This window comes from Actinoplanes sp. NPDC023801 (assembly GCF_040639655.1).
Lineage (GTDB): Bacteria > Actinomycetota > Actinomycetes > Mycobacteriales > Micromonosporaceae > Actinoplanes.
The window spans coordinates 185,619-198,115 of sequence record NZ_JBFAAI010000010.1 but is presented as its reverse complement, the minus strand read 5'-3'; the positions used below and the strand labels follow the sequence as shown (position 1 = coordinate 198,115).

General features: G+C 69.5%; 8 protein-coding genes. All 8 read right to left on the bottom strand.

The annotated features are described in order from the left end of the window. Positions 1-18: 18 nt before the first annotated feature. Positions 19-2,808 carry an EAL domain-containing protein gene (locus tag AB0G04_RS20065; RefSeq protein ID WP_360984417.1) on the bottom strand — a complete coding sequence of 930 codons (2,790 nt, stop codon included), beginning with the start codon at positions 2,806-2,808 and terminating at the stop codon, positions 19-21. A gap of 23 nt (positions 2,809-2,831) precedes the next feature. Next, on the bottom strand, positions 2,832-3,554 hold the full coding sequence (locus AB0G04_RS20060) for a protein phosphatase 2C domain-containing protein (protein WP_360984414.1): 723 nt from the start codon (positions 3,552-3,554) through the stop codon (positions 2,832-2,834). A gap of 82 nt (positions 3,555-3,636) precedes the next feature. Beyond that, positions 3,637-4,683: a hypothetical protein gene (locus AB0G04_RS20055; RefSeq protein WP_360984411.1), complete on the bottom strand. Its 1,047-nt coding sequence runs from the start codon at positions 4,681-4,683 to the stop codon at positions 3,637-3,639. Next, positions 4,680-5,876, bottom strand: coding sequence for a transporter substrate-binding domain-containing protein (locus AB0G04_RS20050; RefSeq protein ID WP_360984408.1), 1,197 nt, complete (start codon positions 5,874-5,876; stop codon positions 4,680-4,682). The genes AB0G04_RS20055 and AB0G04_RS20050 overlap by 4 nt, the downstream gene beginning before the upstream one ends. Before the next feature lie 45 nt (positions 5,877-5,921). After that, entirely contained in the window at positions 5,922-6,290 is a 369-nt protein-coding gene (gene yidD, locus AB0G04_RS20045) for a membrane protein insertion efficiency factor YidD (RefSeq protein WP_360984405.1), read from the bottom strand. A gap of 27 nt (positions 6,291-6,317) precedes the next feature. Further along, the gene (gene treZ / locus AB0G04_RS20040) at positions 6,318-8,042 is read right to left on the bottom strand and encodes a malto-oligosyltrehalose trehalohydrolase (RefSeq protein WP_360984402.1); all 1,725 of its coding nucleotides are present in this window, start codon (positions 8,040-8,042) and stop codon (positions 6,318-6,320) included. Continuing rightward, positions 8,039-10,351: a malto-oligosyltrehalose synthase gene (gene treY / locus AB0G04_RS20035; RefSeq protein ID WP_360984399.1), complete on the bottom strand. Its 2,313-nt coding sequence runs from the start codon at positions 10,349-10,351 to the stop codon at positions 8,039-8,041. Before treY ends, treZ begins: the two co-directional genes overlap by 4 nt. Next, positions 10,351-12,462, bottom strand: a complete 2,112-nt coding sequence (gene glgX, locus AB0G04_RS20030) for a glycogen debranching protein GlgX (protein ID WP_360984397.1) — start codon at positions 12,460-12,462, stop codon at positions 10,351-10,353. Before glgX ends, treY begins: the two co-directional genes overlap by 1 nt. Positions 12,463-12,497 lie beyond the last annotated feature (35 nt).

Genomic DNA, 12,497 nt, shown 5'->3' with positions numbered 1-12,497 from the left:
CGGGCTCAACGCAGCGGGTCAGCGGGTTAGCGGCGCCGGGGCTCCGTAGAGGTAGCCCTGGCCGAGGGGGCAGCCGAGGGCGGCCATGGCCCCGGCGCGCTCCTCGGTCTCCAGCCCTTCGGCCACGACCGTGATGCCGAGCTCGGCACAGATGGCCAGCACCGAGCGGCACAGGGCACCGGCCCGTTCCGGTGAGGCGTCCACGTCGGTCAGGCTGGAGTCGAGCTTGACGATGTCGACCGGGATGGCGTGCAGCTGCGCCAGCGCGTTGAAGCCGCTGCCGAAGTCGTCCAGCGCCACCCGTACGCCCAGGGCCCGCAATCGCTCGACGAGCCCGGCCGCGCAGGGCAGGTCAGGGATCCGCAGCGTCTCGGTGATCTCGATGATCAGACGGGCCGGATCCAGCCGGTGCCGGGCAAGTGCGGCCCGGACAGCGTCTTCCAGGCCCTGCCCGGCCAGGCGGCCCGCGGAGACGTTCACGTGGACGTCGATCGGCCGGCCGTATCGCTCGGCGAGTTTCGGGACGTCGGCGCAGGCTCGATCCAGGACGAAGTCGTCGATGGCCGCCACCAGGCCGGTGCGCTCGGCCATCGTGACGAAGACGTCCGGGTGGACCGGACCGGCGACCGGGTCGGTCCAGCGGGCCAGGGCTTCGACGGCTACGGTGGCGCCGTCACTGAGCCGGACGATCGGCTGGTAGTGGACGTCGAAGCCAGCTGCGGCAGGGCTTCCGCCGGACAGCGCGCCGGCAAGCAGTTGCGGCAGTTCGGCGTGCGGGCCGGAGTCCCGCGGACCGGTGTAGCGGATCAGTTCGCCCTTGCCACGGCGTTTCACCGCATACATGGCGGCGTCTGCCCGGCGCAGCAGCAGGTCGGCGGTCAGCTTGTCGCCGGGTTCCGCGGTGACCAGGCCGATGCTGACGCCGACACCGACCGAGCGGCCGTCGATCATGTAGGGCTCGCGGAGGGTGGCGAGCACCCGCTGCCCGATGGCCTCGGCCTCCGCGGCCCACAGCGGGTCGAACCCGGCCGGCGGGGCGGTACCGGTGGGAGCAGCGTGACCGCCCGGCGACCCGAGCCCTGCGGAACCGGACGAGGCCGCCGGACCGGCGGAAGCAGACGAAGACGCCGACCCGGCCGAAGCTCCCAGCCCAACAAAAGCAGAGGAAGACGCCGACCCAGCCGAAGAGACCGGATCCGACGGGAAGGGAGGCGTGAAGGAACCTGAAGAGAAGGCCTCCGCAGCGCGGACGGCCGGCGGGGCGAAACCCGGGTCGCCGGGATCCGGAAGAGCGGGATCCGGAAGGGCGGGATCCGGGACGGCGGGATCCGGGACGGCGGAAACGTGCGTGGCGAGGCCGCTCTCGTCGCGGAGGTCCCACGACGGTGACACCGTGGCGCCTCCCGCGAAGGCCGCCTCGGAAACCCGTACGCCCGCGGCGGACAGCACGTATCGACGCTGCCGCAACCCTCCCTCGGCACCGCGCCGCCAGGACCTCCGGCGCCGGGGTGCCGGAACGGCGACCCCGCCCTGATCCAGCACGATGGCGAACTCGTCGCCGCCTAGCCGGGCCACGAGGTCCTGCGAGCGGACGCCGGCGCGCATCCGTTCACTGACGGCCTGCAAAACACGGTCACCGATGGCGTGCCCGAACGTGTCGTTGATCAGTTTGAAGTCGTCGAGGTCGGCGAAGAGTACGGCCACCGGCGTGCCACGTTTCTGATGGGCCTCGATGGCGCGGACGAGCCGTTCCCGGAAGAGCGCCCGGTTGGCGAGCCCGGTCAGCGGATCGTGGTAGGCCTGATGGTGCAGGCGCCGCTGGGCGGTGGCGACCCGGTCGAACAGGACCGTGTTGTCGACGATGGTGATCATTTGCCGGGTGACGACGAGTGCCAGGCCGAGCCAGCCGAGGTAGGCCTCGAACGGGGTCAGCCCGCCCTCGGCGACCGTCCGGACGACGAGCACCACCCCGGTGACGAGTACCGGGCCGTACGGCAGCAGCAGCCGGAACCAGTCTCGTTCGAGGACTTCCGGGTCGGGCTGTTGCGGGGCGGGGCGGGCGGGGCTGAGTGCCGCCATGGCGATGAACGCGGGACCGAGCAGGTGGCCGAGTCCTTCGAGCCAGGCCGGCCCGCTGCCCAGGAGCCGGACGGTGTCGGCAACGCCGAAGCAGAGCAGCGCCGACCCGACGAGCCGCAGCGGGCGCCGCCCGGCCGGGGAGTCGGGCCGGGTGGTGAGCAGCAGCATCACCATGGTGAAGAGGACCAGGTCGCCGATCAGGTAAATCAGGTAGAAGACGGTCAGGCCGCGGAACGCGGGCGCGACCGGCAGCAGCGACCAGACGAGGGCGACGACCGAGCCGGTGATGAGCACGCTGTCGATGACGAGGGCGAGCTGGTCGCGCAGCGGTGACGTGGGCGCCGGGCGGGGCCGGGTGTGCACGGCCCCGAGCAGGCCGACGAGCATGCAGACGGGCAGCACGAACAGCCCGGCGGCGGTGAGTTGCTGCGGCGGGTCGCGGTCGGCGCCGGCGAGATCCTGGACCACCCACCAGAGCCGGTTGAGTGACCAGACGACCAGTCCGCAGGCGGCGAACATCCGCCAGCGGCGCGGGACGCCGGCGCGGTCACGGCCCACCGTCAGGCAGACGGTGGCCGCGATGACACCGGCGACCAGTTGCGCCGTGTCGGTGTAGAGGCGGGGCGTGCCGAGGACGAGTTCGCCGAAGGCGACCACACCCAGGGTGAGCGCCAGCGTGCCGAGCAGTCGCGCCGTCGTGATCACCACCAGAGTCCGGGCCGCGGACATCGCGGCCGGAGTAAAATACCCGCTCAGTCCCCTGCGGTCACGTCGGCGACGATCACCGTGATGTTGTCGGGCCCGCCGCCGCGCAGTGCGAGATCGATGAGTCTCTCCGCGCAGGACTTCGGGTCGGCGATCGTACGCAGTTCCTCTTCGAGGACCGGGTCGGGTACGACACCGGTGAGGCCGTCGCTGCAGAGCAGCCAGCGGTCGCCACGCTGGGGCTCGACGATCACGTACGCCGGGGTGACCGGTTCACCCTGCAGGACCCGGGTGACGACGGCCCGCCGCGGATGGGCGGCCGCCTCCTCGGGCTTGATCAGGCCCTGGTCGACGAGCATCTGGACGTAGGTGTCGTCCTTGGTGAGCTGGTTGAGCCGGCCGTCGCGCAGCAGGTAGGCCCGGGAGTCACCGACGTGGGCCATCGCGGCCCGATCGCCGTTGAAGAGCACCGCCGTCAGCGTGGTGCCCATGCCGGCCAGCGTGGGGTCGGTGGCCACGACTTCGGCGATCCGGCCGTTGGCGATTTCGAGTGCCCGGTGCAGGGCGTCCATCTGGTGCTCGGTGGGGATCAGGATGTCCAGCGAGACCATGGCTTCGATGGCGATCCGGCTCGCCAGATCGCCGGCGGCCATGCCGCCCATGCCGTCCGCGACAACGAGGACTCGATCACTGGCGAAGTGACTGTCCTCGTTGTTGCTGCGGACGTGTCCTTGGTCGGTGACGGCCGCCCACCGGAGGTGCAAGGTCATGGCGTGCAGCCTGCCAGGTCGGCGCCAGCCTGTCTGCACGTGGTAGGCGGCATGTCGCACATGTCGTCAGGGAAAACCGGCCCTAACCGCGGTTCAGGACCCGGCCGAGGCATCGTGGATCGATCTCGGTCACGGTACGTGTCGGCGCGATCCATTCCAGTGCCGGCGCCTCGACCGGCCATCCGCGTACGGTGAGGCCGCTGTCCGGGTTGCCGGCCGCCTGCGGGCAGAGGGTCTTGGACTTGACCTCGCCGTTGGGGATGAAGGTGACCGCGCCGGTGGCCTCGACCATCGTGGTGGACGTGTCGTCGACGGCGATCAGCTGCCCGCGTACCACCCGGACCGCCTCACCCTCGGTCGCGACCTCGATGGCGCTGTCCGGCAGGACGGGCGCTCGCAGGAAGGCGACCCCGACCATGAACGGCATGGCGAAGGCGACCGCGACGGCCGGCCAGTGGGTGGCGATCCGGGCCCAGCGTTCCGGGACGGACCCGGTGAGCACCGGCCCGAACAGTGGTGGGAGGGCCAGGAGAGCGGCGGTCACCACGTCTCCGGCTCGGATCGCGGCGACCACTCCCGGCCACACGAAGATCCACACGAGGATCGCGACGAGAACCGGCACGCCGATCGTGATCCACCGCATCAGCCACGGCTCGCCCGGTTCGCCCTGCACCGCGGTCAGTCCGAGGATCGCCACGACCAGCATCATCAGCAGCGGCAGCATGCGCAGCTGCCAGGTGAACGCGGCGATCCCGACGGCGATCACGACGACCCAGCCGGGCATCCGGAACGCCGCGACGGCCAGGAACGAGGTCGCGGTCTGCCCCGGGGAACTGACGAGCGAGATGCCGCCGAGGACCCGGACCAGCAGGATGGCGGCCGGCACGGTCCAGCTCAGCGTGATGAAGAGCGCGCCGATCATGCCGAGCGGGTTGATGTACTGGACCAGCAGCAGCATCGTCGGCAGGTCCTGCCGGCTCAGGTACCACAGCCGCAGCACGAGCAGCAGCAGCGGGAACCCGGGCAGCACGGCGAGCAGCCAGTTGAGCTCGGCGCGGTAGCCGGGCCGGGACAGGATGCGCTGCTCCTTGCTGACAGCGCCGGTGCGGATCATCGGATCGTCGTTCATCCGAGTGGATCCTCCCAGGGCTGCCAGCCGATGTCCGGTCGTTGTGCCGGCGGCTGCTGACCGACCGCGATCGGGGTCTGCTTCGCGGGGTCGATCTGGATCTGCAGATTGCTCTCGTACGCCGTCTCCCAGCGGTCGTCCTCGGGATCGGCGTACGAACGGTAGAGCGTGAGGTTGACGAGTTTCTCCAGGGCCGGGTTCTCCCCCACGTTGACGCCCCAGCGCTCGGTGGACTCCAGACCCAGGTCCCAGTGCTCGTACTTGGCCGGGAACCGGTGCTTCCAGCCGGCCAGAATGGCGGCGTCGGTGCTCACGGCCTCGACCTGTTTCTTGTCGAGCGCCTCGAAGCACTCCCGCACCCGGTTCTTCTGGGTCACGATCGCCTTGGCATCGGTCAGAGTGGTCGCGCTCGTCGAGGTGGAGAGGCTGCAGACCCGCTGGCCCTCGAGATCCTTCAAAGCGACAACGGGGGTGTGGCCGGCGAGAGTGATCACCGACTGCTCGGTGTAGAGGTACGGGTGGGAGAAGTGCACGCCGTCCTCCTTCCGCTTGTCGGTGATGCTGTAACTGGCGATCACCAGCTGGACCGGCACCCGCTTGCCGGTAGCCGGGTCGGCGGCCTGCATCCGGGCCCGGTCCTCACTCTCCAAGCCGTAGAAGCGCACGTCCTCGCGCCGGAACCCGAGATCGGCGGCGATCATGTACGCGATGTCGATGTCGAAGCCCGACCAGATCCTGGTGCCCGGGTCGTAGTAGGCCGTCCCGTACTGGTCGTCCTTCACCCCGATGGCCAGTGTGTCCCAGTCGTCGACGCCGGCGTCGGCGCGGAGCTCGGCGACCGACGGCGGACCGCCGATCAGCAGCCGGCCGAGCGAGATCGCGAGCGTCAGCACGATGAGCAGGCCGAGGCCGGCGAGCCGCCACACCTTGAACCGGTTGTCGCGCCGGGTGATCGCCGCGTGCTCGGCCTCCGCCCGGGCCTGCTCGATCACCGCCTGCTGGGCGAGGTCGCTCGAGGCGATCTCCTCGACGGTCGGCGGGGGCGGCGGCGGGACCGCGGCGGTCTGGAACCGGCGGAGCAGGGCCATCTGCTTCGGCGTGAGCTGCTGCAACAGACCCCACAGCCCACGCTCGTCCGGCGCCGGTTCCGGGCGCGGCACCGCCGCGTCGTCGCCGTTGTCGGTGTCAGCCATGGACCCGTCCTTTCGTCCCCCGACGAGTCATGGTGCACGACATCGTCAGGGAACGGGATCCCCGGTCCCGAACGGGACACCTGGACGGCATCGCGCGAGACGTGCGGCGGTCAGCCGCAGGCCGGCCCGGAGACCGTGCCTCTCGATGGCGATCAGCGCGTACGCGCTGCAGGTGGGCTGGTACCGGCACCGGGTCGGCAGTTTCGGCGACACCTTCCGGTAGCCACGGATGGCGCCGGTCACCGCTCGTTCGGCACGGCTGCTTCCTGGTGTACGGCTCAGCGCCGCGAACAACCGCAGCACGAGGCTGAGTGAGAAACAGTCACATCCGAGGTCACCGCATTCACAGGCGTTGCCGCAACTGTCCGACTTCGACGACTTCCCCTTGCGCTTCCGCGACTTACCCACATGCATGAACACATGATGGCGGAAGCCCGCACGTCAGCGGACCGAGACCACCGCGGCGCTCTCCGGGGGCAGCACGAGCCGGTCCCGTTCGACGACCACACCGGGTGAGGTGGCGAGCAGCACCGACCTGGGCAGGGCCCGGACGCTCACCGTCTGGGCCGTACCGGCCAGGTTGGCGGCGACCACGGTGGGACCCCGCCGGATCACCACGTGCTGGTCGCCGTGCCACACCTCGACCTCGTGCAGCCACGGATCGCTGAGTCCGGGCGTGCTCCGGCGCAGCGCGATGAGCCTGCGGTGCAGGTCGTACACCTCGGCGTGCCCCGGTTTGCCCAGTTCGGACCAGTCGAGCTTGGAGCGCTCGAAGGTGGCCGGGTCCTGCGGGTCGGGGACCTCGGACTCGTCCCACCCGTGCGAGGCGAACTCCTTGCGCCGCCCGTTCTTCACGGCGTCGGCCAGGTCCGGCTCGGGGTGGGAGGTGAAGTACTGCCAGGGGCTGCTGGCCGCCCACTCCTCGCCCATGAACAGCATCGGGGTGAACGGGGAGGTGAGCAGCAGGGTGGCACCGACCTTCAGCAGGCCGGGCGACAGGGTGGCGGTCAGCCGGTCACCGACCGCTCGGTTGCCGATCTGATCGTGGTTCTGCAGGAAGGTGACGAACCGGTGGCCGGGGGTGCGCTGCCGGTCGACCGGGCGGCCGTGCCTGCGCCCACGGAACGACGACCAGGTCCCGGCGTGGAAGAACGCGCCCTTCAGCACCGTGGCCAGGCAGTCCAGGGACCCGAAGTCGCCGTAGTAGCCCTGCCGCTCGCCGGTGAGCATGGTGTGCAGCGCGTGGTGGACGTCGTCGTCCCACTGGGCGTGCAGGCCGTACCCGCCGGCCTCACGCGGGGTGATCAGCTTGGGGTCGTTGAGGTCGGACTCGGCGATCAGCGACAGCGGACGGCGCAGCCGGGTGGAGAGCGTTTCCACCTCGACGGCCATCTGCTCGAGCAGGTGGACGGCACCCTCGTCGTGCAGGGCGTGGACCGCGTCCAGCCGCAGCCCGTCGACGTGGTAGTCGCGCAGCCACATCAGGACACTGTCGACGATGTAGCGCCGCACCTCGCCGGAGCCGGGTCCGTCCAGGTTGACCGAGCTGCCCCAGGCGTTGCTGCCGCTGCTGAGGTAGGGGGCGAACATCGGCGCGTACGCCCCGCTCGGCCCGAAATGGTTGTAGACCACGTCGAGCACCACGCCGAGGCCCTTGGCGTGGGCGGCGTCGACGAACCGCTTGAGCCCGTCCGGCCCGCCGTAGGCCTCGTGCGGGGCGAACCAGCAGACGCCGTCGTAACCCCAGTTGTAGGTGCCGTTGAACGCGTTCACCGGCAGCAGCTCGACCAGGTCGACACCGAGGTCGACGAGGTGGTCGAGCCGTTCGATCGCCGCGTCGAAGGTGCCCTCCGCGGTGAACGTACCGATGTGCAGCTCGTAGAGGACCGAACCGGGCAACTGCCGGCCGGTCCACTGCTGATCGGTCCAGGCGAACGCGGAGTGGTCGTAGACCCGGCTCGGGCCGTGCACGCCCTCGGGCTGCCACGGCGAACGCGGGTCCGGCAGCGGTTTCTCCTGGCCGGGCAGCAGGAACCCGTAGTCGACGGCGTCGGACGCCACGTCGGCGTGCCACCAGCCGTCCTCGCCGGGCTCCATCTCGTAGTCGCGGTCGCCCAGGCGGAGTTTCACGGGCTTGTCCGGCGCCCAGACCGAGAAGGTAGTCATTCTTTCACCAGGAGAGCGACGGGATAGGTGTGCAGCAGCTCAGCGACCGTCAGACGACTCCCACCGTAGCTGGTGTTGGTGAACAATTCCGTCCAATTGTGGCCGTCCAATGACAACGTGGTGTCTCCCCAGCCGCCGTGGCGTGACAATCCCACCGGCAGCCTGGTGGCGACCGCCACCACACCGCCGCGGTCGAAGGCGAGCACGTGCTCGGGAACCCGGCCGTCGGCGTAGACGGGGCGGTATCCGGCGAACAGTTCCGGCCGTTCCCGGCGCAGGCGCAGGATCCGGCTGGTGATCAGCAGCTTGGCGGCACCGGTCTCGTCGACCGGGGGCAGCCATCCGTCGTCGAGACGCCCGAGCAGTTCGCGGCGGGTACCGAAGTCGACCGGGCGGCGGTTGTCCGGGTCGACAAGCGAGTGGTCCCACAGCTCGGTGCCCTGGTAGACGTCCGGCACCCCGGGCATGGCCAGTTGCACCAGTTTCTGTCCGAGTGAGTTCGACCAGCCCGGCGGCGTGATCGAGGCGGCGAAGTCGGCGATCTCACGGTGCAGGGCCGGGTCGTCGTAGATCCGGTCGACCATCTGCCGCAACTCGTTCTCGAAACCCTCGTCGGGGCTGAGCCACGAGGTTCCGGTCCCGGCCTCCCGGGCCGCCTTCTGGGCGTACGCCTGAAGTCGTTCCCGGGAGATGGGCCATGCGCCCACCGCGACCTGCCAGATGAGATGGGCCAGCGCCGGATCCGGGAGCGGAGCGAACCGGCCCCACCGGCGCACCACCTCGGTCCAGTCGCCGGGCACCTCGGCCAGCACCGCGAGGCGGGCCCGCACGTCCTCGCCGCGCTTGGTGTCGTGGGTCGCCAGCGAAGTCATGGTGAACGGCCAGTCGAGGACCCGCTGCTCGGCGTAGAGGTGGAACTCGTCGGCGGTGACACCGAACTTGGCCGGATCGTTGCCGACCTCGTTGCGCGCCACGAACCGGGTCCACCGGTAGAACGCGTTGTCCTCGACACCTTTGGCCATCACCGCGCCGGTGAACTGCTGGAACCGGATCGCCAGCTCGTCGCTCGCGTTGCGCAGACGGCCGGTGACCTGGTCGAGCACGGGGATCAGCTGCGGCCGGCGCCGGCCCGCCTCGGCCCGCGCGGTCGCCAGGTCGCGACTGCCGGCCGGCAGGTACGAGCGGTAGACCGGGAAACACGCGGCCAGCTCGGCCAGGGCCCTCGGAGCGGCCTCGATCTCGGGTACGAGCCGCGCGAGCCGCCCCAGCTCGGCCGCGAGCACCTGCGTGGCGACCTGCAGCTTCGCATCGTGGACCAGGTCCTGCCAGGAGGTGGTGGCGCCGGTCAGGTGGTGGTCGAGGGTGTCGAAGAAGGCTTCCGTGCCGGTGTCCACGAAGACACCGTTGATCTCGGCCATCGCGTCGTAACCGGTGGTCCCGGCGACCGGCCAGGCGGGCATCTTCTCGCCCGGTTCGAGGATCTTCTCGACCACGATCCACGCGTCGGGTGCGGCGTCGCGGAGCCGGTTGAAGTACTCGTCGGGGTTGCGCAGGCCGTCCGGGTGGTCGACCCGGATGCCCTGCACGATGCCCTCGTTGTACCAGCGCAGGATCTCGGCGTGAGTGGCGGCGAAGACGTCCGGGTCCTCGACGCGCAGCCCGGCCAGGTCGGTGATCGCGAAGAACCGCCGGTAGTTGATCTCGGAGTCGCCGCGGGTCCAGTTCACCAGCTCGTAGTGCTGCCGGTCGTGGACCTCGCGCGGCGTACCCTCCCCGGTTCCGTCGGCGATCGGGTAGCGCTTGTCGAAGTATCGGAGCTCGCCGTCCTCCACGCGCAGGTCGTCGAGCGCGTCGGGGCTGTCGGCGAGGACCGGCAGCAGGACCCGCCCTCGCGTCCAGTCGATGTCGTAGAACGCCGCGAACTCCGACTTCTGCCCGTTCTTCAGCACGTCCCACCACGTGGGGTTGGTGTGCGGGACCGCCACCCCGGCGTGGTTGGGAACGATGTCCACGACAAGGCCGAGGTTCGCGGACTGCAGGGCGGCGTGCAGCCGGTTCAGTCCTTCGGGGCCGCCCAGAGCCGGGTTGACCTGCGAATGATTGACCACGTCGTAGCCGTGCTCGGACCCCGGCGCCGCGGTGAGCAATGGCGCCGAGTAGAGATGGCTCACCCCGAGATCGGCCAGATAGTCGGCTATCTCGGCGGTGGCGCTCAAGGGGAACTCGGGTCGGACCTGAACTCGATAAGTACCGGAAGGAGGGTTCTCTTCCTTTTTACGGGCGGCGGCGGGGTGGTTGGATGCGGGCATCAGACCGTCCTGTCCAGCACGATGAGTGACCGATCCGGCACCCAGATCTTGTGTCCAGCCTCCACGACGGACGGGCGATCCGGGGACGGCTCGGCGGTTTCGATGACCATCTCCCACTTCTCCCCGTACTCGGCGGGAGGCGTGGAGAACTCGAGCGGCGCGTCGTGCGCGTTGAAGAACAGCAGGAACGAGCTGTCCACGTGCCGCTGGCCGTACTGGCCGCGCTCGCGGATGCCCTCGCCGTTGACGAACAGCGCGACGGCCCGGCCGAAGTCGTTCCCCCAGTCGTCGCCGGCCATCGGCCGTCCGTCCGGGGTGAACCACTCCAGGTCGGGCAGCGGGTCGCCGCCGCCACGGGCGGTCACCGGCAGGCCGGTGAAGAACCGGCGGCGCTGGAAGACCTGGTGCCGGTGGCGGAACGCGGTCAGCTTGCGGGCGAAATCGAGCAGCTGCTCGTCGGCGTTGTCCCAGTCGATCCAGGAGATCTCGTTGTCCTGGCAGTAGGCGTTGTTGTTGCCCTGCTGGGTCCGGCCCAGCTCGTCTCCGTGCGAGATCATCGGCACGCCCTGGCTGAGCATCAGCGTCGCCAGGAAGTTCCGCCGCTGGCGGGCCCGCAGCTCGAGCACCTTCGGGTCGGTGGCCGGCCCTTCGATGCCACAGTTCCAGGACCGGTTGTGGCTCTCGCCGTCCCGGTTCTCCTCACCGTTGGCATCGTTGTGCTTGTCGTTGTAGCTGACCAGGTCGTTGAGCGTGAACCCGTCGTGCGCGGTCACGAAGTTGATCGAGTGGAAGGGCTTGCGGCCGTCGTCCTGGTAGAGGTCGGCCGAGCCGGTGATCCGGGACGCGAACTCGGCGAGCGTCGCCGGCTCCCCGCGCCAGAAGTCGCGGACCGTGTCGCGGTACTTGCCGTTCCACTCGGTCCAGTTCGGCGGGAAGTTGCCCACCTGGTAACCGCCCGGCCCGACGTCCCACGGCTCGGCGATCAGCTTCACCTGGCCGACCACCGGGTCCTGCTGCACCACCTCGAAGAACGTCGACAGGCGGTCCACGTCGTAGAACTCGCGGGCGAGCGTCGACGCCAGGTCGAATCGGAAACCGTCGACGTGCATCTCGGTCACCCAGTAACGCAGCGAGTCCATGATCAGCTGGAGGCTCTGCGGGCTGCGCACGTTCAGGCTGTTACCCGTACCCGTGTAATCCATGTAGAACTGCGGCTGATCGTCCACCAGCCGGTAGTAGGTCCGGTTGTCGATGCCCTTCAGCGACAGCGTCGGACCCAGGTGGTTGCCCTCGGCCGTGTGGTTGTAGACCACATCGAGGATGACCTCCATGCCGGCCGCGTGCAGCGCCTTGACCATGCCCCGGAACTCCTGGGTCTGCTGGCCGAGCGTGCCGGTCGACGAGTAACCGTGGTACGGCGCGAAGAAGCTGAGCGTGTTGTAACCCCAGTAGTTGCGCAGCCCCAGGTCGTGCAGCCGGTTGTCGTGCACGAACGAGTGCACCGGCATCAGCTCGACCGCGGTCACGCCGAGGCTCTTCAGGTGCTCGATGATCGCGGGGTGACCGATCGCCGAATAGGTGCCGCGCATGTCCCGCGGGATCTCCGGGTGCCGCTGGGTCAGGCCCTTCACGTGCGTCTCGTAGATCACCGAGTGGTGGTACGGGATGTCCGGCCGGCGATCGTTGCCCCAGTCGAAGTAAGGGTTCACCACGACGCCCTTGGGCATGTACCGGGCGGAGTCCAGATCCGACATCTGGTCCGGGTTGCTGAAGTCGTAGGCGTACAGCGACGGGTGCCAGTCGATGTCCGAGTCGACGGCCCGTGCGTACGGGTCGAGCAGCAGCTTGTGCGGATTGCACCGGAGCCCCCGGTGCGGCTCGTACGGTCCGTATACGCGATAGCCGTACCGCTGGCCGGGTTCCACCCCCGGCAGGTACGCGTGCCAGACGAATGCGTCCTGCTCGTGCAGCAGCACCTTCCGCTCGTTGCCGGACGGATCGAACAAGCACAGTTCGACCGCCTCGGCCACCTCGGAGAAGATCGCGAAGTTCGTGCCCGTCCCGTCGTAAGTGGCACCCAACGGGTACCGGTGACCAGGCCAGACCTGCATACCGTGCTCCTACCCTCGGTCGTCCCTGTGATCGA

What these genes read in the sequence shown, in the direction of transcription:
- treZ (WP_360984402.1), bottom strand. Translation starts at nt 8,042, where the DNA reads ATGACTACCTTCTCGGTCTGGGCGCCGGACAAGCCCGTGAAACTCCGC.
- treY (WP_360984399.1), bottom strand. Translation starts at nt 10,351, where the DNA reads ATGCCCGCATCCAACCACCCCGCCGCCGCCCGTAAAAAGGAAGAGAAC.
- AB0G04_RS20065 (WP_360984417.1), bottom strand. Translation starts at nt 2,808, where the DNA reads ATGTCCGCGGCCCGGACTCTGGTGGTGATCACGACGGCGCGACTGCTC.
- glgX (WP_360984397.1), bottom strand. Translation starts at nt 12,462, where the DNA reads ATGCAGGTCTGGCCTGGTCACCGGTACCCGTTGGGTGCCACTTACGAC.
- yidD (WP_360984405.1), bottom strand. Translation starts at nt 6,290, where the DNA reads ATGCATGTGGGTAAGTCGCGGAAGCGCAAGGGGAAGTCGTCGAAGTCG.
- AB0G04_RS20050 (WP_360984408.1), bottom strand. Translation starts at nt 5,876, where the DNA reads ATGGCTGACACCGACAACGGCGACGACGCGGCGGTGCCGCGCCCGGAA.
- AB0G04_RS20055 (WP_360984411.1), bottom strand. Translation starts at nt 4,683, where the DNA reads ATGAACGACGATCCGATGATCCGCACCGGCGCTGTCAGCAAGGAGCAG.
- AB0G04_RS20060 (WP_360984414.1), bottom strand. Translation starts at nt 3,554, where the DNA reads ATGACCTTGCACCTCCGGTGGGCGGCCGTCACCGACCAAGGACACGTC.